This window comes from Azonexus sp. MM2026_4, assembly GCF_055901855.1.
The window spans coordinates 3,273,216-3,292,883 of the sequence record NZ_CM148380.1 but is presented as its reverse complement, the minus strand read 5'-3'; the positions used below and the strand labels follow the sequence as shown (position 1 = coordinate 3,292,883).

General features: G+C 60.0%; 21 protein-coding genes. 4 read left to right on the top strand and 17 right to left on the bottom strand.

All coding sequences use genetic code 11. The features are described from left to right. Positions 1-30: 30 nt before the first annotated feature. The 7 genes from aroB to AC0KWY_RS15465 all read right to left on the bottom strand — a co-directional run bounded on the left by aroB (position 31) and on the right by AC0KWY_RS15465 (position 6,803). Positions 31-1,113 carry a 3-dehydroquinate synthase gene (gene aroB, locus AC0KWY_RS15495; protein WP_474026385.1) on the bottom strand — a complete coding sequence of 361 codons (1,083 nt, stop codon included), beginning with the start codon at positions 1,111-1,113 and terminating at the stop codon, positions 31-33. Then, positions 1,113-1,607, bottom strand: coding sequence for a shikimate kinase (locus tag AC0KWY_RS15490; protein ID WP_474029740.1), 495 nt, complete (start codon positions 1,605-1,607; stop codon positions 1,113-1,115). Before AC0KWY_RS15490 ends, aroB begins: the two co-directional genes overlap by 1 nt. A gap of 124 nt (positions 1,608-1,731) precedes the next feature. Next, entirely contained in the window at positions 1,732-3,918 is a 2,187-nt protein-coding gene (locus AC0KWY_RS15485; RefSeq protein WP_474026384.1) for a type IV pilus secretin PilQ, read from the bottom strand. Next, positions 3,915-4,460 (bottom strand): pilus assembly protein PilP, encoded by a 546-nt coding sequence (locus AC0KWY_RS15480; protein ID WP_474026383.1) that lies wholly within the window; start codon positions 4,458-4,460, stop codon positions 3,915-3,917. Before AC0KWY_RS15480 ends, AC0KWY_RS15485 begins: the two co-directional genes overlap by 4 nt. Further along, the gene (locus tag AC0KWY_RS15475; RefSeq protein WP_474026382.1) at positions 4,457-5,161 is read right to left on the bottom strand and encodes a type IV pilus inner membrane component PilO; all 705 of its coding nucleotides are present in this window, start codon (positions 5,159-5,161) and stop codon (positions 4,457-4,459) included. The genes AC0KWY_RS15480 and AC0KWY_RS15475 overlap by 4 nt, the downstream gene beginning before the upstream one ends. Beyond that, positions 5,161-5,721, bottom strand: coding sequence for a PilN domain-containing protein (locus tag AC0KWY_RS15470; protein WP_474026381.1), 561 nt, complete (start codon positions 5,719-5,721; stop codon positions 5,161-5,163). Before AC0KWY_RS15470 ends, AC0KWY_RS15475 begins: the two co-directional genes overlap by 1 nt. After that, complete coding sequence (locus AC0KWY_RS15465; protein WP_474026380.1) at positions 5,718-6,803, bottom strand: pilus assembly protein PilM; 1,086 nt, start codon at positions 6,801-6,803, stop codon at positions 5,718-5,720. Before AC0KWY_RS15465 ends, AC0KWY_RS15470 begins: the two co-directional genes overlap by 4 nt. A gap of 160 nt (positions 6,804-6,963) precedes the next feature. Here AC0KWY_RS15465 and AC0KWY_RS15460 point away from each other — a divergent pair, with 160 nt between their 5' ends. Beyond that, positions 6,964-9,321 carry a penicillin-binding protein 1A gene (locus AC0KWY_RS15460; RefSeq protein WP_474026379.1) on the top strand — a complete coding sequence of 786 codons (2,358 nt, stop codon included), beginning with the start codon at positions 6,964-6,966 and terminating at the stop codon, positions 9,319-9,321. Here the strand turns inward: AC0KWY_RS15460 and cyaY are convergent, their stop codons facing one another. Beyond that, the gene (gene cyaY, locus AC0KWY_RS15455; RefSeq protein WP_474026378.1) at positions 9,322-9,633 is read right to left on the bottom strand and encodes an iron donor protein CyaY; all 312 of its coding nucleotides are present in this window, start codon (positions 9,631-9,633) and stop codon (positions 9,322-9,324) included. It lies immediately after the preceding gene. A gap of 42 nt (positions 9,634-9,675) precedes the next feature. On the opposite strand from cyaY, the gene lptM reads away from it, so the two are divergent. The 3 genes from lptM to AC0KWY_RS15440 are packed head-to-tail and all read left to right on the top strand — an operon-like array spanning position 9,676 to position 11,434. Beyond that, positions 9,676-9,804: an LPS translocon maturation chaperone LptM gene (gene lptM, locus AC0KWY_RS15450; RefSeq protein ID WP_474026377.1), complete on the top strand. Its 129-nt coding sequence runs from the start codon at positions 9,676-9,678 to the stop codon at positions 9,802-9,804. Beyond that, positions 9,801-11,060, top strand: coding sequence for a diaminopimelate decarboxylase (lysA, locus tag AC0KWY_RS15445; protein ID WP_474026376.1), 1,260 nt, complete (start codon positions 9,801-9,803; stop codon positions 11,058-11,060). The genes lptM and lysA overlap by 4 nt, the downstream gene beginning before the upstream one ends. Before the next feature lie 8 nt (positions 11,061-11,068). Next, on the top strand, positions 11,069-11,434 hold the full coding sequence (locus AC0KWY_RS15440) for an RNA-binding S4 domain-containing protein (protein ID WP_474029739.1): 366 nt from the start codon (positions 11,069-11,071) through the stop codon (positions 11,432-11,434). A 42-nt stretch (positions 11,435-11,476) separates the two neighbouring features. Here the strand turns inward: AC0KWY_RS15440 and AC0KWY_RS15435 are convergent, their stop codons facing one another. The 9 genes from AC0KWY_RS15435 to dapF all read right to left on the bottom strand — a co-directional run bounded on the left by AC0KWY_RS15435 (position 11,477) and on the right by dapF (position 19,624). After that, a complete protein-coding gene (locus AC0KWY_RS15435) occupies positions 11,477-12,349 on the bottom strand; it encodes an AEC family transporter (RefSeq protein WP_474029738.1) in 873 nt (290 codons plus the stop codon). Between the two features lie 88 nt (positions 12,350-12,437). Beyond that, positions 12,438-13,781 (bottom strand): ATP-dependent protease ATPase subunit HslU, encoded by a 1,344-nt coding sequence (gene hslU, locus AC0KWY_RS15430; RefSeq protein ID WP_474026375.1) that lies wholly within the window; start codon positions 13,779-13,781, stop codon positions 12,438-12,440. Next, positions 13,778-14,314, bottom strand: a complete 537-nt coding sequence (gene hslV, locus AC0KWY_RS15425; RefSeq protein WP_474026374.1) for an ATP-dependent protease subunit HslV — start codon at positions 14,312-14,314, stop codon at positions 13,778-13,780. The genes hslU and hslV overlap by 4 nt, the downstream gene beginning before the upstream one ends. A gap of 14 nt (positions 14,315-14,328) precedes the next feature. Further along, positions 14,329-15,621 (bottom strand): STAS domain-containing protein, encoded by a 1,293-nt coding sequence (locus AC0KWY_RS15420; RefSeq protein ID WP_474026373.1) that lies wholly within the window; start codon positions 15,619-15,621, stop codon positions 14,329-14,331. Between the two features lie 84 nt (positions 15,622-15,705). Continuing rightward, positions 15,706-16,899 carry a class I SAM-dependent rRNA methyltransferase gene (locus AC0KWY_RS15415; RefSeq protein ID WP_474026372.1) on the bottom strand — a complete coding sequence of 398 codons (1,194 nt, stop codon included), beginning with the start codon at positions 16,897-16,899 and terminating at the stop codon, positions 15,706-15,708. Between the two features lie 76 nt (positions 16,900-16,975). After that, positions 16,976-17,128: a hypothetical protein gene (locus AC0KWY_RS15410; protein ID WP_474026371.1), complete on the bottom strand. Its 153-nt coding sequence runs from the start codon at positions 17,126-17,128 to the stop codon at positions 16,976-16,978. Positions 17,129-17,235: 107 nt separating this feature from the next. Then, positions 17,236-18,129: a tyrosine recombinase XerC gene (gene xerC / locus AC0KWY_RS15405; RefSeq protein WP_474026370.1), complete on the bottom strand. Its 894-nt coding sequence runs from the start codon at positions 18,127-18,129 to the stop codon at positions 17,236-17,238. Continuing rightward, entirely contained in the window at positions 18,126-18,797 is a 672-nt protein-coding gene (locus AC0KWY_RS15400) for a DUF484 family protein (protein ID WP_374325973.1), read from the bottom strand. The genes xerC and AC0KWY_RS15400 overlap by 4 nt, the downstream gene beginning before the upstream one ends. Next, positions 18,794-19,624 carry a diaminopimelate epimerase gene (dapF, locus tag AC0KWY_RS15395; protein WP_474026369.1) on the bottom strand — a complete coding sequence of 277 codons (831 nt, stop codon included), beginning with the start codon at positions 19,622-19,624 and terminating at the stop codon, positions 18,794-18,796. The genes AC0KWY_RS15400 and dapF overlap by 4 nt, the downstream gene beginning before the upstream one ends. Positions 19,625-19,668 lie beyond the last annotated feature (44 nt).

The window sequence follows — 19,668 nt, the reverse complement described above, 5'->3', positions numbered from 1 at the left end:
ATTGACATCCGAGGGCGATGCAAACACCAGTCAGGTGCATCCCCGCTCTATGGCCTGCGTGATCTCTCGCTCAGTTGCCTCTTCGGTCAGCACGCCGCGCCCCAATTGTTCCAGCAAAACCAAACGCAACCTTCCATCCAGAACCTTCTTGTCGTGCCGCATCAACTCCAGATAACGCGCCGTTCCCAGGTCCGGCGCCTGGACTGGCAAGCCACAACACTCGAACAATCGACGCACTCTTGCCACATCACTTTCCGACAGCCAGCCGAGCGCATGCGATAGATGAACAGCAATCATCGTGCCTGCCGCAACCGCTTCGCCATGCAACCAGACGCCATAGCCCAAACCGGTTTCGATCGCGTGACCAAACGTATGACCAAGATTGAGCAGGGCACGCTCACCACTTTCCCTTTCATCCGCGGCCACCACCTCCGCCTTGTTCCGGCATGAGCGTTCTATCGCGCAGACCAAGGCATTTCGGTCACGCGCCAGCAACGCTCCGACATTATTCTCGATCCATTGCAGAAACTCGGGGTCGCGGATCAGGCCGTATTTAACTACTTCCGCCAAACCCGCCCGCAACTCTCGGTCCGACAAGGTATCCAAGGTGCTTATGTCCGCCAAAACCATCTGCGGCTGATAAAAAGCACCGATCATGTTCTTTCCGAGAGGATGGTTGATCGCCGTTTTCCCTCCCACCGAGGAATCTACTTGCGCAAGCAGCGTCGTCGGCACCTGGACAAATGGCATTCCCCGTTGATAGCAGGCTGCGGCAAACCCTCCCATATCGCCGATCACCCCGCCACCAAGGGCAATTAGAGTAGTTTTGCGCTCACTGTTATTTGCCAGCAAGACGTCAAAAATGTGGTTCAAGGTTTCCCAAGTCTTGAATTCTTCGCCGTCAGGCAGAATGACAGGAAGAACACGAACGCCACCCCGGGCCAGGGTCTCGGTCAAGGTATCCAGATACAGTGGCGCAACCGTTTCATTGCTCACCACCACCACTTGGTTACCGCGTATGTGGGGCAGCAACAGATCTTCCCGGGACAACAGGCCAGCACCAATATAGATCGGATAGGCACGATCACCCAAAGCAACATCCATGGTAAGCATCACGTCTCCACACACAAGTGGTCAAATTCACGTATCAGGTATTGGACGACACCAGCCGCCACCAGTTGCCCCCCCTCCACCACCAAATGCGCTGACTCCCTATACAAGGGGTCACGAGCCTCATGCAGGCTCTCGAGTCGCGCCAGAGGATCCTCCACCATGAGCAGCGGCCGATTGCGATCATGGCGGGTGCGCTGATACAGCATCAGCGGGGGAACATTCAGGTAAACCACCCAGCCGGTTTCATGTAAACGGCGCCGGTTTTCGGGATTGAGCACAACCCCACCACCGGTTGCCATGACTATTCCGGTCTGCGCTGTCAGTTCGAATATTGTTTGAACTTCCCGGCGACGAAAACCATCCTCACCTTCGATTTCAAAGATCGTCGGTATCGGGACACCGGTCCGTTCAACGATTTCATGATCGGAATCGAAAAAAGGCCGTCCAAGGCGCCTGGCGAGCTGGCGGCCGATCGTCGTTTTCCCGGCCCCCATCAGCCCGATCAGATATATATTGGTTTGCTTGTTCACGGCCGGAATTCTAGCCGACTCTTCCCGGAGCACCAAAAAGAAGGCCGGCTTACGCCGGCCTTGCTTTCGCTTGAAGCGACATCAGCACTTAGTTCAAACGCAACTTGTCGGAAATTATGCGCGGCGTGATGAAGACCAGCAACTCGCGACGCGTGCTCTTTTCCGTCTTGTACTTGAAGAGCCAGCCAAGCGCAGGCAAATCGCCAAAGAAGGGAACCTTTTCCACGCCGTTCTGAATATCGTTGATGAAAACCCCACCAACAACTACGGTGCCGCCGTTTTCCACCACAGCGTTGGTCTGCACCACGGAACTCTTGATTGGAGGATTAAGGTACGAAACACCGTTTGCGCCAGTGATAGCAACCGCCTTGGTCCAGTCCGCTTCTTCCTTCTTAACTTCCAGCTTCATCTTCACCGTTCCTTCCGGTGTGATCTGCGGAGTCACGGTAAGCATCAACTTTGCCGGCTTAAACGTGATAGTCGCGGGAGAGTCTCCACTCGCGGGAGTAACGTAGGGAATTTCGGTTCCATCCTCAATCTTCGCTTCGACATTGTTTGCCGTCACGACTCGCGGACTCGAAATAATCTTTCCGAGGCCATCGCTCTGCAATGCAGCGATTTCGAGGTTGAGAATCCGCGTTGCCGCAGCATTGAAAAGGCTGAGCGCAAACGTTCCCCCGGTCGATGAATAGGAGGGCAGATTAATCCCCATCATCGGGTTCTGGATCAATGTCGGCGGCGTAGTCGTCGTAACCCCCCCCGATGTCGTGCTGGTCGCCGGCGTCATTGAGCCACCCGCCGTGTAGACACCAGACCCTCCGAGTTGAACCGCCTTGGAGTTGATGAAATTGATCTTGGCCCCAAGCTCCCGATTGAAATTATCTTGAGCCTCGACAATTCTTGCTTCGATCATTACCTGTCGAGCACCCACATCAATGGTTTTGATGAAAGTACGGATTTCCGCGAGCTTCGAAGGAATATCGGTGACAAAAAGGATGTTCGACTGCGGATCGGCAACAGCACTACCACGTTTGCTCAGAATCTTTTGGGTAGCGATCGCTCCACCACCTTCGGGCGCTGCCCCACCATGCTGCTCAGCACCGGACAACAAGCGAGCCACGTCACCTGCTCGTTGGTAATTGAGCATGAACTGCTCCATCTGCAAAGGCTCAAGCTCACTGATCTGCTGCCGTGACTCAAAATCCAGCTTTTCACGGGTGGCAATCTCGTCGCGCGGAGCAATCATGATGATGTTGCCCTTCTTGCGCATGTCGAGTCCCTTCTGCTGGAAGATGATGTCGATCACTTGGTCGGCCGGCACATCCTTGAGCACCAGAGTCGTCGTCCCGGTGACCGTCTCGCTGATCACGGCGTTCAATCCAAGCTCCTCAGCCATCAGGCGGAGCAATGCGCGCACGTCGCCGTTCTGATAGTTGATGCTGACACGTGGCCCCTGGTAACCGATCTTGGTCCCTTGAACCAGTTTGTTCGGATCCTCTACGATTTCCTTGACCTCGACGACAAATTGATTGTCGGTCTGGTATGCGTTGTGCTCCCACAACCCCTTCGGCGTGATCGTCATACGCACGTTTTCGCCCATAACGCGGGTTTCAACACCCAAGACCGGCGTAGCAAAATCCGTTACGTCGAGCTTGCGGCGCAGATGTTCGGGAACGCTCGTTTTCATGAAATCGACAATCAGACCAGTACCCTGCTTGCGAATGTCGATCCCCGTACCAGCGTCGCTCAACTCAACCACGACGCGACCTTCGCCATCTTTACCGCGACGGAACAGCACATCCCGCACCGCGTGACGAGAACCGACCAGACTCTCTTCGGCGAAGCGCACCGAACGTTCTGCCACGGCATCACCCAGACGTTCGACCGGCGTCAGCGTGACATACAGCGACTTACCGTCAAGACGCGTACGGTAATTCATGTTGCGTACCAAATTCAGGACTAGGCGAGTTCTGCCGGCAACCTGAACGACGTTTATGCTACGCAAATCACCTTGATTGAGAATTTCCGTTGTCTTGCCCAGTGCGTTCGCCGTTCCCGGAAAATCAAATGCAATTTTAGCCGGGTTAGCAACCGCGAACCCGGCCGGCGGCGAAGCCAGCGCCTCCTTCAGATCGATCTTCACGGCTGTTTCGTTGCCTTGCTGGGCGACATTTACCGCTTCTATAGCGTTCGCCGCAACAGTTTCCGCCCGCACGGAGGAAAGCATCAGCACACAGATTGCCGCAACGGCCGTTGCGTAGTTGATCAATTTCATTTACCGCTCCCCTCCGTGGTCTGCAGGAACAACGAACTCTGGCGCTCGCTCCATTCCCCCGCAGAATCCTGAATCAATTCCTTCAATTTCAGTTCACTCTCGCCAATCTCGGTCACCATGCCGAAATCCAGCCCAAGATAATCGCCAACTTTTACCTGCTTGACATTATCTTCATACTTAATGACTGCTATAGGACGCTTATTCACCACCAAACGCCCAATCAAGGTCAACGACTCAAGGGGATATTTTTCCAAGACGCTGTTACGCAATTCCCTAGCCTCGAAATCAGGCTGAAACTGCCCCCCCTTCCCCGTCCCGAAGCGATTCTTGGTATCAGGATCGATTTTTTTCGCCCGGAAGGGCTCAATCATGTCACTCGCTTCATATGGCACAGGCTCGTACGATTTAACTTCCGGCAAGGGCTCAACTTTCCCCCGCAAATCTCTGGAGTTTTCTTCCATCCATGACCTGAGCTCGTCCTGCTCGCTGCCGGAACAGCCAGCTACAGCAATGCACAAGGCCACAAGCGCAATATGTCTCACTTGCCCCCTCCCTTTGCCTTGTCAGATTGTTTCAGCTTCTCTTCTGCCCGTTTTTGCTCAGCCAGTTCTTCATCATCGAGATAGCGGAAGGTTTTCACAGTCGCATCCAGCGAGAGGGTTTCACTTCCCTTCAGAGGGGCAACCGAAATACCGTTCAAGGTCACGATGCGAGGCAATTTGGCCACGTCAGCCGCAAACGCACCAATATCGTGATAGGAGCCGTTGATCTTTACCGTTACCGGCAACTCAGCGTAAAAATCCTTGATCTGTTCTGCCCCTGGCCGAAACAGTTCAAATTGCAGCCCCCGCCCGAGGCCAGCCTGATTGACCTCAATCAATAGCGCCTCAATCTCGGACTTATTCGGCAATTGCTTGAGCAAAGCACCGAAAGAGCGATCAATCTCCGCCAATTGCTGCGTATAGAGATCCAGATTGACCGCTTGGCGCTTCTTGGCAATAAATTGGTCCTTGAGACTCAATTCCTCCTGACCAGCACCTTCGAGCCGCCCTAGCTGATCACTCCAAAAAAACCACCAACCCGCCAGCAATATGACAAGAAAAACACCAGCCAGTACGGTGAATTTTGGAATAGCAGGCCACGCCCCGGGATCATTGGGGTTCATGTAGCGAAAATCGTCGAGAATCGCCTGGTAATTGACACTCGACACTTTCCGACTCAAAGCAGGCATTTTCGGGCTCATTATTTCGCCCCCTCAAGAGGCACGCGGGTCAGCGTAAAGTCCATACCAAACTCATTGACCCTCCGCCCATCGAGAACGACAGCTTTAGTCTCGATTAGACGCGGATTCTCAAGCCATGGAGACCCTTCGACATTACGCATTAATGCCGACACCCTAGCATTGGATTGAGCATAACCCGTGACATTAACTTTCAAGCCTTCTTGTTTAAGTGACTTGAGGTACACGCCTTCCGGCACTTGGCGAACCATTTCGCTCAGCAAATGAACCGTCTCTCCGCGATCACGCTGCAAATCTTCAATCACTTGCTTACGCGCCAGCAAAGCTTGTGTTTGCTCTTTGAGGCGCTTAATTTGCGTCAATTGCTTGTCCAGAACAGCAATTTCCTGCTTGAGAAATTCATTTCTCTCGTTCTGCGCCTGAATTTGCGCATCGATCAGGGAATAAACTGCGAACACGACAACCACACCGAGGGATAACACCAGCCCAGCCAGAACGTAGAACTGCTCACGCCTAGCCTTTCTGGCTTCTTCCCGGTGTGGCAAAAGGTTGATACGTATCATGCTGAATCAAACCTCCGCAAAGCTAGGCCGCACGCCACCATCATGGACGAAGAGTCAGCAAGAAGATTTCTCGCCCTTACTCGGTCGGACAACAACATGTTTGCAAACGGATTGGCAATCAAGGTGTTGAACTGTGTTCTGGTGGCCACAACCTCATCAATTCCGGGAATCACTGCACACCCGCCGGCAAGAACGATATGGTCGACCTGATTGAATTGTGTTGAGGTGAAAAAGAACTGGAGCGACCGAGAAACCTCGAGTGCAAGATTCTCCATGAAAGGATTGAGTAGTTCTGCCTCGTATCCTTCTGGCAAGTTCCCCGAGCGTTTGGCCAACTCGGCTTCTTCGATTGCCATTCCGTAATGACGGGAGATATCAAGCGTCAACTGGCTTCCACCAAAGGCCTGTTCGCGTGCGTATACCTGCTGCCCGTTTCGCATGACCGTGAGATTCATCACATTGGCGCCAATATCGACCAAGGCAACGACCTGATTCTTACCCCCCTCGGGCAACTGACGCTCAACGAGTTCGAATGCCGCCAAGGTAGCAAAGGACTCAACATCCACAACTACCGCCTTGAGTCCAGCAGCCTCGGCAACCGCCACCCGATCTTCAACCCGCTCCTTCTTGGAAGCCGCGATCAACACTTCCACCTCATCAGGAACCGAAGGCGCAGGCCCCAGAAGCTGATAGTCAAGATTCACATCGTCGATCGAAAAGGGAATGTATTGATTGGCCTCGGTTTCGACCTGAACCTCCAGGTCCTCTTCCCGCAAACCGGCCGGCACAATGATCTTTTTTGTAATCACCGCCGAGGCAGGAAGCGCCATCGCGACATTCCGAGTCGAAGTTCCAAGGCGCTTCCAAGCGCGCTTAACCGCTTCAACCACCGCATCAAGGTTCGCAATATTGCCGTCCGAAACCGCGTCCTTGGGCAATACTTCTATGGCGTACCGCTCGACGCGGTAACCATCTCTCCCGTTAGCGGTCAATTCGACAAGCTTAACAGCCGACGAACTGATATCGAGCCCTAGCAAAGGGCGCGCCTTGGGATTTAGCAAAGCTGAGATATCGAAGCCCACCACACCCCCAGAAAGTCCTTACAGATTACGATCTTAGAAGAAAAACCAATAATTCACTTCAGATGCTAACAACAAGCCATAGCAGTGTAAAGCACTTTTATACCCCGAAAATGACCTCAGCGTATAATGCCCGCACACTTGCCACACAACCAAATAACCCATGCCCCGCGCGCTTCGCCTAATCGCTTACCCATTCATCGCCCTATTCGGCATCGCTCTTGTTGGCCTGGCAATCGCCGTCATCGTGATTGCCCTCGCCTACCCGAATCTACCTTCACTCGAAGTACTGACCGACTACCGCCCCAAGATCCCCCTCCGGATCTATACCGCTGACGGCTACCTGATTGGCGAATTCGGCGAAGAACGACGCGCCGTCGTATCGATTTCAAAAGTCCCCGACATCATGAAGCAAGCGATCCTCTCAGCCGAAGATGATCGCTTCTATCAGCATATGGGAATCGATTATACCGGAATCATACGCGCGGCTGCTTCGAACGTGCTGAGCGGCGGAAAAAAACAAGGGGCATCGACAATCACGCAACAGGTTGCCAGGAACTTCTTCCTGACCTCTGAAAAAACCTATACGCGCAAGCTCTATGAAGCCCTGCTGTCGCTAAAGATCGAAAGCAACCTGAGCAAGGACCAAATCCTTGAGCTTTACATCAACCATATTTTCCTGGGGCAACGCGCTTACGGCTTCGGTGCTGCCGCTCAGATCTACTTCGGCAAGTCCTTAGAAAATGTATCGATCGCCGAAGCTGCGATGCTGGCCGGCCTGCCGAAAGCGCCCTCCGCCTACAATCCGGTCGCCAACCCCCGACGCGCGAGAATTCGCCAGCAGTATGTATTGCGCCGCATGCTTGACCTCGGCTTCATTTCGGCAGAACAACACGAGCAGGCACTCAAGGAACCGCTGGTCATCAAACGCGAGCTCTCGGAATATGCAGTGAATGCAGAGTTCGTTGCCGAAATGGCGCGACAAATTGCCGCCGACAGTTTCCCGGAGGACGTTTACACCCGCGGCATGAAGGTTTACACAACCCTGATCCGAGCCGACCAGGAAGCCGCCTACCGCTCCTTACGCAAAGGGGTCATGGACTACGATCGACGAAACGGGTATCGCGGCGCGGAATCCTACATCGACATGAGCAGCCTGACCTCGGATCAGGATGAAACAATCGACATCCTGCTCCAGGACATCCATGACGCGGGGGATCTACGCCCGGCTCTGATCTTGCAGGCGGGACAAAACACCGTTCAAGCCTATGTCAAAGGTGGTGAACTGCTAACGTTATCGGGTGACGCCATCCGTTTTGCACAGCGGATGCTCGACGACAAGGCCCCGCCCAACAAGCGCATCCGCCGTGGAGCAATCATCCGGGTAATCAAGGACGATGCCGGAAAGTGGTCAATTTCCCAACTTCCAGAAGTCGAATCGGCTTTTGTCGCCGTTGATCCGGCAGATGGCGCCATTCGAGCCCTGGTTGGTGGCTTCGACTTCAACCGCAACAAGTTCAATCACACCACCCAGGCCTGGCGACAACCAGGTTCGAGCTTCAAACCCTTCATTTATTCGGCGGCGCTGGAAAAGGGGTTCCACCCAGGCAGCATTGTCGAAGACGAGCCAATCGTCATCTCCGCCGGCGAAACCGGCTCCCAGGCTTGGCAACCGAAAAACTACGACGGCAAGTACGAAGGGCCGATGCCATTGAGAACCGCCCTTGCCAAGTCGAAAAACATGGTCTCAATCCGTTTGTTGCAGGCGATCGGCACGCAATACGCCCAAGACTACATCGGCCGCTTCGGTTTCGATACGGCAAAGCACCCTCCATATCTGACGATGGCACTGGGTGCCGGCTCGGTTACCCCGTGGCAGATGACTACCGCCTACGCGGTATTTGCCAACGGCGGCTTCCGCATCACCCCCTATGTGGTCAGCGAAATCCGCGATGAGAAGAATCGGGTTTTAGCCGTCGCCAAGGCGGCCAGAGCCGGCGACGAATCGATCCGGGCAATCGATGCCCGCAACGCCTTCCTCAGCGATTCGATGATGCGCGACGTGACCATCTACGGCACCGCCGCCCGCGCCTCCAACCAGCTAAAACGACGCGACTTGGCCGGCAAGACGGGTACGACCAACGAGTATGTCAACGCCTGGTTCTGCGGCTATCAGAAGACCGTTGCCGCTTGCGCCTGGGTTGGCTATGACCAGCCGCGAAAACTGGGCAGCCGCGAAACCGGAGGCGTCGCAGCGCTACCAATCTGGATCGGCTATATGGCCACTGCGCTGAAAAATGTCCCCGAGGAACTACCATCACCGCCACCGGGGTTGACTACCGTACCTACCACCGAAGGGAAGAACCCCGACTTGATCTATACGGAAAACCTGCCGAAAGCAACGGCAGAAACCACCGCGCTCCCTGGCGACCTGCCGCAATCACCGCCGGCCTCCCCTCGAAGCGAGGCCGGCGCCTCAGGGCTACCGCAAGGTGTCCGCCAGTTGATGGGAAACCACTGATCAGGAGAAGCTGAACGACTCGCCGGCCTGTTGACTGGCGAGCACCGCCAGCTTTTCCATCAGCGCGGCCCCATCTCGAGTATCTAGCCACTTCACGCCATCCCAGCGAAAATGGAATCCGCCGCTACGCGCGGCCACCCAGATCTCCCGAGCGACGCCGTGACGATTGACGATGATCTTGCTGCCATCGGCAAACTCGATTTCAAGCACACCGCCAGCCAGCGTTTCAAAATCGATGTCGGCACCTTCCAGCACCGCCTCGATCTGCTGAAAAGCCTGATCAGTCAAGGTGTTGAATTCTTTGTCATCCATCGTGTGCTAACATCCCGCTCTTCGCAGACCGCGACCGAAACCATGCCCCGAATCGCTGCCGTACTGATCATCCTGAGCCTTGCCGCCTGCGGCATGAAAGGCCCGCTCGAGTTACCGCCCAAGGGCAACGCGGCAGATGGTAGCACGGCGCAACAAAGCCACGCCCGATGACCCACTTCGCCCTCAAGAACGGCGTCCTGCACGCCGAAGCCATTGCCTTGCCAGCCATTGCCGAACAATTCGGCACGCCCGCCTACGTCTATTCGCGCGCCGCGCTTACCGCAGCGCTCAAGGAATTCCACGACGTCCTCGGCGCCCATCCGGCTGGTGCCGGCGCGCTCGTCTGCTACGCCGTCAAGGCCAACTCCAACCTCGCCATCCTGAACCTGTTCGCCCGTCTCGGCGCCGGTTTCGACATCGTTTCCGGCGGCGAGTTGCAGCGCGTGCTGGCGGCCGGCGCCGACCCGCAGAAGGTCGTCTTCTCCGGCGTCGGCAAGACGGCGGCGGAAATGAAGCTGGCGCTCGAAGCCGGCATCTTCTGCTTCAACATCGAATCGATCCCGGAAATCGAGCGCCTCAACGAAGTTGCCGGCCAGCTCGGCAAGCAGGCGCCGGTCAGCCTGCGCGTCAATCCGAATGTCGATCCGAAGACCCATCCCTATATCTCGACCGGCCTCAAGGAAGCCAAGTTCGGCGTCGCCTACGACGACGCGCTGGCACTCTACCGCCGCGCTGCCGCGCTACCGAACATCGCCGTTGCCGGCATCGACTGCCACATCGGTTCGCAACTGCTCGACCCGTCGCCGTTTGCCGAAGCCCTTGACCGCATCCTGGTGCTGATCGACCAGCTTGCCGCCGAAGGCATCGCCGTGCATCACATCGACCTCGGCGGCGGCCTCGGCATCCAGTACCGCGCCGATGAAGTGCAGCCGACCGTCGCTTCCTACCTGAATCCGCTGCTCGACAAGCTGCAGGGCCGCGGCCTCAAGGTCGTGCTCGAACCGGGCCGCCGCCTGGTCGGCAACGCCGGCCTGCTGCTCACCCGCGTCGAATTCCTCAAGCATGGCGAAGCCAAGGATTTCGCCATCATCGATGCGGCGATGAACGACCTGATGCGTCCGGCCCTCTACGAGGCCTGGCACGACATCGAGCCGGTCGTGCCGCGCGCCGGCGCCACGCGCGACTACGACGTCGTCGGCCCGGTCTGCGAAACCGGCGATTTCCTCGGCCAGGCACGGCCGCTCAACCTGCAGCCGGGCGACCTGCTCGCGGTGATGTCGGCCGGCGCCTACGGCATGGCCATGGCCTCGAACTACAACACGCGCCCGCGCGCCATCGAAGTCATGGTCGATGGCGACCAGGTCCACGTCATCCGCCAGCGCGAGACCGTCGAACAGCTCTACGCTGGCGAATCCGTCCTGCCGTAGTGGCTGGTATCCGCATCGACAAGTGGCTGTGGGCTGCGCGTTTCTTCAAGACGCGCAGCCTGGCCACCGATGCGATCGGCGGCGGCAAGGTCAAGCTGAACGGGGCGCCGACCAAGCCGGCGCGTGAGGCCAAAGTCGGCGACCGACTCGACATCAGCAACAGCGAAACCCGCTGGCAGGTCACCATTCTCGGCCTGTCCGAAAAGCGTGGCCCAGCGCCGGAAGCTCGCCTGCTCTACGAGGAAACGCCGGAGAGCATCGCCGCGCGCGAAGCCGAGCAGATGCGGCGCAAATTCACCCAGGAACCCGCCGCCGACATCCACGGCCGGCCGACCAAGCGCGACCGGCGGCAGATGGATCGCTTCAACAGCTGAACGGCAAAATCCTGCGGTCGACCGCCAAAAAAGGCGAATTTTCTACAACACCAGGGCCAAGGCCAGCGGCAGGAAGATCAGCGCCGCCAGGTTGCCGATCAGCACGATCGACGCCACCCGCTGCGGCTCCTGCTGGTAGCGCTCGGCAAAGAGGAAATTGAGCACGGCCGGCGGCAGCGCGCCAAACACCAGCAACATCGCCGCATCACGCCCTTGCAGTCCAAGCAATTGGATCACCCCGTAGGCAATCGCCATGCCGGCCAACGGCCGCAGCAACGCGCTACCGACCGACAGCTTCCACTCGCCGAAGGAAACGTCGGTCATGCGCACGCCGAGCGAGAACAGCAGCAGCGGCACCGAGACGTCGCCGAGCATCTTGATGGCGATGACCAGTGGCTGCCACACGGGAATCTTCAGAATTGCCACGGTCAAGCCGGCAATGGCAGCAAAAACCACCGGGATGCGCCAGAGCATCAGGATGCGCGTCTTCGGGTCGAGCAATTTGGCACCGAAGGAGAAATGCAGCGTGTTCTCGACCATGAACAGGATCACCGCCGCCGGCAGCGCGTTCTCGCCCCAGGCCAGCACGGCCAGCGGCAGGCCGATGTTGCCCGAGTTGTTGAACATCATCGGCGGCACCAGCGTCTTCGGCTGCACGCCGCAGAGCCGGGCAATCGGCCAGGCAAGCAGGCCGCAGACGGCGAGGACGATGAAACCCCCAAGCGCCAGCGGGGCGTAAGCGGCGAGATCGAAGGACTTGCCGGCCATCGCCGCGAAGACCAATGCCGGCACGAAGACGTCCATGTTCAGCCGGTTGGCCACCGCCATTTCCGGCTTGTGCTTGCGCCCGTAGAAAAAACCGGCGGCGACGATGCCGAAGATCGGGAAGAGGATGGCCAGCAGGCGGAAGGTCAGGCTGCTTTCGTCCACGGTTCGGTCTCAGCAAGGGATGGAAAAGCGGATTGTGCGGGCAGCGCTGCCGCCCGCCCATCCGGGAATGCCCTTAGAGCACGTAGCGCGACAGGTCCTCGTCGGCCGCCACTTCGCCGAGCTTGTCATTGACGTAGGCAGCGTCGACCGCGATGTTTTCCAGCCCAACCTTGCCGGCCTCGAAGGACACCTCCTCCAGCAGCTTCTCCATCACCGTATGCAGGCGGCGGGCGCCGATGTTCTCGATCTTCTCGTTCACCTGGAAGGCGATCTCGGCCATGCGGCGGATACCGTCTTCGGCAAACTCCACCTTGACTCCCTCGGTTTCCAGCAAGGCCTGGTACTGCTTGGTCAGGCAGGCGTCGGTCTGGGTCAGGATGCGTTCGAAATCGGCGACCGACAGCGAATCGAGCTCGACGCGGATGGGGAAGCGGCCCTGCAACTCGGGGATCAGATCGGACGGCTTCGACAGATGGAAGGCGCCGGAAGCGATGAACAGGATGTGATCGGTCTTGATCATGCCGTACTTGGTCGATACCGTCGTCCCCTCGACCAGCGGCAGCAGGTCGCGCTGCACGCCCTGGCGGGAAACGTCGGCACCCTGCACGTCGGAACGACTGGCCACCTTGTCGATCTCGTCGATGAAGACGATGCCATGTTGCTCGACCGCCTTGACGGCGTCGAGCTTGATTTCCTCATCGTTGACCAGCTTGGCAGCTTCCTCGTCGGCAAGGAGTTTCAGCGCCTCCTTGATCTTCAGCTTGCGCGACTTCTTCTTGCCGCCGCCCATGTTCTGGAACATCCCCTGGATCTGCTGGGTCAGCTCCTCCATGCCCGGCGGCGCGAAGATTTCGGCCTGCATCGAAGGTGCGGCAAGCTCGATGTCGATTTCCTTGTCGTCAAGTTCGCCCTCGCGCAGCTTCTTGCGGAATTTCTGGCGGGTGGCGTTATCGCTGCTGCTCGCCGACTCCTCGGCGTAGAAACCGGGGCTGCGCGCCGGCGGCAACAGCGCATCGAGCACGCGCTCCTCGGCGGCGTCCTCGGCCCGCCCGCGGTTGGCCTTCATCGCCCGCTCGCGGTGACCCTTGATCGCCATCTCTACGAGGTCGCGGATGATCGTCTCGACATCGCGGCCGACGTAGCCGACCTCGGTGAACTTGGTCGCCTCGACCTTGATGAAGGGCGCATCGGCCAGCCGCGCCAGGCGGCGGGCGATCTCGGTCTTGCCAACGCCGGTCGGGCCGATCATCAGGATGTTCTTCGGCGTGATTTCCTGGCGCAGCGGCTCGGCCACCTGGGCGCGCCGCCAGCGGTTGCGCAGGGCGATGGCCACCGCCTTCTTGGCCGCGTTCTGGCCGACGATGTGCTTGTCGAGTTCGGAGACGATCTCCTTCGGGGTCATCGTGGCGCCACTCATTCCAGCGTCTCCAGCGTGAAGTTGCGATTGGTGTAGATGCACAGGTCGCCGGCGATTTCCAGCGACTTGGTGACGATCTCCAGCGGGCTCAGTTCGGTGTTCTCGACCAGCGCCCGCGCCGCGCTCTGCGCGTAGGCGCCGCCGGAACCGATGGCGACGATGCCGTACTCCGGTTCGAGCACGTCGCCGTTGCCGGTGATGACCAGCGACGACTCACAGTCGGCGACCGAGAGCATGGCCTCCAGCCGGCGCAGAGCGCGGTCGGTACGCCAGTCCTTGGCCAGCTCGACGGCGGAACGGACGAGATTGCCCTGATGCTTCTCCAGCTTGGCCTCGAAACGCTCGAACAGCGTGAAGGCATCGGCGGTACCGCCGGCAAAGCCGGCGAGGATGCGCCCCTGGTAGAGGCGACGGACTTTCTTGGCGGTGCCCTTGATGACGATGTTGCCCAGCGTCACCTGGCCGTCGCCGCCCATGGCGACGGAATTGCCCCGGCGCACCGACAGGATCGTCGTGCCGTGATATTGCTCCATGTTTTTTTCCTGAATTAAGACTTGGGAACGATGATGCGCGCCTGCTTGTTGAGGCCGACCACGGCCATCAACTCGGCGACAAGGTGATTCGGGCTGCGGATCACGATATCCTGACCGGCAGCCTTGAACGGTGCCAGCCGGTTGACCAGTTGACCGGCCGAATAGAAATCGACGCGGCGGACTGCGGAAAAGTCGATGATGGACGGACCACCCGCTTCGAGCAAGGGCAGCAGTTCCTCGAAACGCAGCGCCTTGAGGTCGCCGGCGAGGTAATAAACTTCGTCCTTCGGCGCGGCGGCGAGCGCCGTCTGCTTGGCCACGACATCCTTCGGCAGAGTCTCCCAGGACGGCGGCGAAAGCTCAAAGGTGATCGCGTAATCGACCGCCTTTTCCTCGAAATGGGCCTGTGTCCCGAGACGCTGCAGCAACTCCAGCAGCAGGCGCCACGCCGCTTCATGCGCAGCCTCGCCGGTCTTCAATCGCTCTTCCAGACGACGGGCGAAAATGTCGGCGCCCTGCAGCGTCACCACCTTGCCGGAACGTCGGGCAACGATCAGCACGTCGGCCAGACGGCCAGCAGCAATGTCGTCGCAACCGACCAGGCGACTGCAATCGACCAGCAGATCACCGGCCTGCTTCAAGGACTCGTCGAGTTGCTGCAATGCGGCACTATCGTCGCCTGCCAGCACGCCCTGCAGCGTAAACCCCTTCGCCGCCGAGGCCGTCCCGATGCCAGCACCGGAGGCATCCCGCCAGGCCGGCGGCGACATTTCGCAACTACGCGCGAACTCCATGCCGTAGCGATCGAAGGCGGCACGGTCGCCCTGTATCTGCAGGAGGTCGAACAACATCCGCCACAGGCGGATGCCCTCTCCTCCCGAATAAGTCTGCAACACGTTCTGCAACAAGGCCCGCGCGGCATCGTCCTGGCTATTGGCGAAGAGGACCGCCACCTGCTCAACATCGGCCTGCAAGGGGTCGATATCATGAACGACATCGATCGCCATCACCGACGACGCGGTAAATTCGCCGTCGAAGTCATCTTCCGCCGACATCGCCAATGCCACACGGTTGGGCGATGATGGCGGCGGGGCGGGCGGTTTGGCCTGTCTGGCGGGCGCCGGCGACTTGGCCGGTGGCGCCTTTTCCACGGAAAACTCCAGATCGGGCAATGGCTGCTCAAGCTTCGGCGGCACGGCGGATTGCGCCGGCGGCACTTTCATCTCCGGCAACGGAGCGCGCGGCCTAGCCACCGTGGCTTTTGGCACCACCTTCTCGGGCTGTTTCTTGAAAAAAGAGAAAACCATGAGCACTCCGCATCCAGAACAGCTTTTTTAGCATGCCGCAGCCATTCATGGCAATGCCTTGCATCCCGTCGGCAAATTATTCGCTCAATCCACCTGTACCAGCAAGCCCTTCAGGTATTCGCCTTCCGGGAAGTTCAGGGCTACCGGATGATCCGCAGCCCCCGCCAGGCGATGCACGATGCGCGCCTCGCGCCCGGCGTCGTGGGCGGCGCTGGCGACGATCTTCTGGAACAGTTCGAGGCCGATGCCGCCGGAACAGGAGTAGGTCATCAACATTCCGCCTGGGCGCAGCAGGCGGCAGCCGAGGACGTTGATGTCCTTGTAGGCGCGCGCGGCGCGCTCGGCGTGAGCGGCCGACGGCGCGAACTTGGGCGGATCGAGAACGATCAGGTCGAACTTGCGACCGGCCTGACGGAAATCGCGCAAGGCCTGGAAGACGTCGGCCTCCAGCCATTCGGCACGTTCCGCCGGCAGTTGCGGATTGAGCGCCAGGTTGGCGCGGGCCTGCGCCAGCGCCGGCCCGGACGAGTCGATCGACAGCACGCTGGCGGCGCCGCCAGCCAGCGCCTGCAGCGAGAAGCCGCCGGTGTAGCAGAAGCAGTTGAGGATTTCCTTGCCGGCCGCCAGCTCGCCGAGCAGGCGGCGATTCTCGCGCTGATCGAGGTAGAAGCCGGTTTTGTGGCCGCCGGCGATGTTGACCGCCAGGCGCACGCCGTTTTCCATGATCGCCAGCGGCACCGTCGGCGCCTCGCCGTGCAGCCAGCCGGTGGTCGGTTCCAGCCCTTCGAGGGCGCGCACTTCGGAATCCGAGCGTTCGTAGATGCGGGCGCAGCCGGTCGCCTTGACCAGGCCGGCGACGATCGCCTGGCGCCATTTGTCGGCACCGGCCGAGGTCAGCTGGACGACGACGGTGTCGCCGTAACGGTCGGCGATGACGCCGGGCAGACCGTCGGATTCGGCATGGATCAGGCGCACGCCGTCCTGGCCGCGCAACTCCGGCAGCGCATCGCGGCGGGCGACGGCGGCAGCGATACGGCGTTTGAAGAAGGCGTCGTCCACCGACTCGTCGGCGTCGAAAGTCCAGAAACGGGCGCGAATCTGCGATTGCGGGCTGTAGGCGGCGCGCCCCAGCGGACGCAGGTTGTCGGCCAGCACCTCGACGGTGTCGCCGGGCCGGGCACGCCCTTCGAGGCGGCCGACCGAACCGGCAAACAGCCAGGGGTGGCGCTGCTTCATCGCCGACCGTTCCTTGCCGGGCATCAGGATCAACTGGGCCATGATTCTTTCTCGACCGGTAAAAGCAAGAAGCCCCGGTTACCTTGCGATAACCGGGGCCGGGAATGCGTGGTGTGGCTTAGTTGCCCAGCGGCTTGCGATTGCGCTGATGGCATTCGACGGCGTACATGGTCTTGAACGTCGTCTTGCCGTCGCTCTTGAACAGGCGCTTGACGGTTTTCGAAACGCAGCGGCGTTCCAGGATGTTGCGGCGGTTGCGGTTGATGGCCATGACTGACTCCGGATTACGGCGAAATTTTGAAAGACGGCCATTATGCCGGGTTGACCGGACGATGGTCAATTACCACTTGATTTGTTTGCCGTTTTCAGCGCCGACCTTCAGCGCTTGGCCCGCGGATGCGCCTTGTCGTAGACGCTGGCCAGGTGCTGGAAGTCGAGGTGGGTATAAACCTGGGTCGAGGCGATGCTGGCGTGGCCGAGCATTTCCTGCACCGCGCGCAGGTCACCGGACGACTGCAGGACATGCGAGGCGAAGGAATGGCGCAGCATGTGCGGATGGACGTGCTGCGGCAGGCCGAGTTGGACGGCTCGCTGCGCCAGCCGCTGTTCGACGCTGCGCGGCCCGATGCGGCGGCCGCGAGTATTGACGAAGAGCGCAGCTTCATCGGGCAAGGCCAGCGCGCTGCGCACCGCCGCCCAGGCGGCGACCGCCTGCCGGGCCGGCGTACCAACCGGCACCAGGCGCGGTTTGTTGCGTTTGCCGAGAACCCTGACCTCGCCCTCATGCACGATGCCTTCAAGCGCCGAACAATCGAGGCCGACCAGTTCAGCGAGGCGCAGGCCGGACGAGTAAAGCAGCTCGAACATCGCCGCGTCGCGCCGCTCGAAGGGGTCGTCGGCGTCGGCCAGCGGCTGCATCAGTTGCGCCGCCTCGTCGACCGACAGCGCCTTCGGCAACAGGCGCGGCGACTTCGGCGCCCGGATGCCTTCGCAGGGATTGGCCCGGATCAGCCCGCGCATGCCCAGCCAGGCAAAGAAGCCGCGCCAGGCCGAGAGCAGGCGGGCCAGCGAGCGGCCGGAGAGGCCGCCGCCATGCAGTCCGGCGACGAAACGCCGGATGTGATGGACCAGCAACTGGTCGAGCGGCAGTTCACCCGCCGCGGCCAGCAGTTTTTCCAGGTCGCGCCGGTAGTTGCTCAGCGTGTGCGGCGACAGCCGGCGCTGCCCGGCGAGTTCGCCGAGGTAGGCGTCGACCGCGGCCGCCGGCGTCACAGCGTGCTCTTGGTGACCCGTGCCAGCGCCGCCGAAACCATCTCGCCGATGCGCTCGAGGTAGAGCGTCCCCATGTCGGCATAGAAGCGCTGGGTTTCTTCGCTGCCCAGAGCGACCATGCCAATCGTTCCGCCGCCGTTGCGCAGGGCGATCAGCGCCTGCGAACGGATGTGCGGCGCCGCTTCGCCGAACCAGGAGGCGGTACCGAAGCCGGCGGTCGAACCGCAGTAGGGGCGCGCCAGCGTCTCGGCGAACACCTGCAGTTCCTCGCTGACCGCGGCGAATTCCGGCAGGTCCTCGATGCCTGCCGGCTTGTCCCACAGGCGCAGGGCGACGTGCGGCACGGAAAAATCGTCGCGCAGGTGGAAGTTCAGCAGGTGAATCACCGCCTGGAAGGTTTCGGCGGCGATCAGGCCGACCGCCAGCCGATGCACCTTCTCGGAAATCTGGTCGTTCTCCTCGCCGAAGGCGATCAGTTCGGCCAGCTTCGACTCGCTGGCGCGGTTCTTCTCGCGCAGCGTCAGCATCTGCCTTTCGGCCAGCGAAACGGCACGCCCGCCGTGCGGATGGGGCACGAAAATCTGCGCCATCAGATCGGCGTACTGCTCGAAGAAACCGGGATTGCGCTTCAGGTACTCGGCGACGTCTTCGGGAAACAGGGCGCTCATAAATCGATTTCTCCGGAAAATACGGTCTGGGCGGGACCGGTCATCAGCACCGGACGGCCGTCGCCGCCCCAGGCGATGGTCAGGTCGCCACCACGTGTGCTGACGCGCACCGGCGATTCGAGCAGGCCACGCCGGATGCCGGCCACTGCGGCGGCGCAGGCGCCGGTACCGCAGGCCAGGGTTTCGCCAGCACCGCGCTCATAGACCCGCAGCCTGATCGCGTGCTTGTCGACAACCTGCATGAAACCGGCGTTGACCCGTTGCGGAAAACGCGCGTGCGATTCGATCAATGGCCCATGCTCGCCAACCGGCGCGCTATCCACGCTGTCAACGACCTGCACGGCATGCGGGTTGCCCATCGAGACGACGCTGACTTCCAGCGTCTCGTCGGCGACGTCGAGGTTGTAGACGACCACGTCGTCGTCGTGCAGGAAAGGAATCTCATGCGGCAGGAAACGCGGCACACCCATGTCGACGGTGACGTTGCCGTCGCCCTCGAGGCGCGGGGCAATCACGCCCTTCATCGTTTCGACGCGGATTTCGCGCTTGTCGGTCAGCCCCTGCTCGTGCACGAAACGCACGAAGCAGCGGGCGCCGTTGCCGCATTGCTCGACCTCGCCGCCATCGGCGTTGAAGATGCGATAACGGAAATCGACGCCGTCCCGGGTCGGCTTTTCGACGACCAGAATCTGATCGCAACCGACGCCGAAGTGGCGGTCGCCGAGGTAGCGCAACTGCTCCGGCGTCAGGGAAAACTGCTGGCGCACGCCGTCGAGCACGACGAAGTCGTTGCCCAGGCCGTGCATCTTGGTGAATTTGAGCTTCACGAACCGCTCCACTATTGATCAAGAAAAAGAATAACAGAGACAGG

What these genes read in the sequence shown, in the direction of transcription:
- AC0KWY_RS15410 (WP_474026371.1), bottom strand. Translation starts at nt 17,128, where the DNA reads ATGGCCATCAACCGCAACCGCCGCAACATCCTGGAACGCCGCTGCGTT.
- AC0KWY_RS15415 (WP_474026372.1), bottom strand. Translation starts at nt 16,899, where the DNA reads ATGGCCCAGTTGATCCTGATGCCCGGCAAGGAACGGTCGGCGATGAAG.
- hslV (WP_474026374.1), bottom strand. Translation starts at nt 14,314, where the DNA reads ATGGAGCAATATCACGGCACGACGATCCTGTCGGTGCGCCGGGGCAAT.
- AC0KWY_RS15400 (WP_374325973.1), bottom strand. Translation starts at nt 18,797, where the DNA reads ATGAGCGCCCTGTTTCCCGAAGACGTCGCCGAGTACCTGAAGCGCAAT.
- cyaY (WP_474026378.1), bottom strand. Translation starts at nt 9,633, where the DNA reads ATGGATGACAAAGAATTCAACACCTTGACTGATCAGGCTTTTCAGCAG.
- AC0KWY_RS15485 (WP_474026384.1), bottom strand. Translation starts at nt 3,918, where the DNA reads ATGAAATTGATCAACTACGCAACGGCCGTTGCGGCAATCTGTGTGCTG.
- hslU (WP_474026375.1), bottom strand. Translation starts at nt 13,781, where the DNA reads ATGAGTGGCGCCACGATGACCCCGAAGGAGATCGTCTCCGAACTCGAC.
- lptM (WP_474026377.1), top strand. Translation starts at nt 9,676, where the DNA reads ATGCCCCGAATCGCTGCCGTACTGATCATCCTGAGCCTTGCCGCCTGC.
- aroB (WP_474026385.1), bottom strand. Translation starts at nt 1,113, where the DNA reads ATGCTTACCATGGATGTTGCTTTGGGTGATCGTGCCTATCCGATCTAT.
- AC0KWY_RS15470 (WP_474026381.1), bottom strand. Translation starts at nt 5,721, where the DNA reads ATGATACGTATCAACCTTTTGCCACACCGGGAAGAAGCCAGAAAGGCT.
- AC0KWY_RS15490 (WP_474029740.1), bottom strand. Translation starts at nt 1,607, where the DNA reads ATGGGGGCCGGGAAAACGACGATCGGCCGCCAGCTCGCCAGGCGCCTT.
- AC0KWY_RS15460 (WP_474026379.1), top strand. Translation starts at nt 6,964, where the DNA reads ATGCCCCGCGCGCTTCGCCTAATCGCTTACCCATTCATCGCCCTATTC.
- lysA (WP_474026376.1), top strand. Translation starts at nt 9,801, where the DNA reads ATGACCCACTTCGCCCTCAAGAACGGCGTCCTGCACGCCGAAGCCATT.
- AC0KWY_RS15475 (WP_474026382.1), bottom strand. Translation starts at nt 5,161, where the DNA reads ATGAGCCCGAAAATGCCTGCTTTGAGTCGGAAAGTGTCGAGTGTCAAT.
- AC0KWY_RS15420 (WP_474026373.1), bottom strand. Translation starts at nt 15,621, where the DNA reads ATGGTTTTCTCTTTTTTCAAGAAACAGCCCGAGAAGGTGGTGCCAAAA.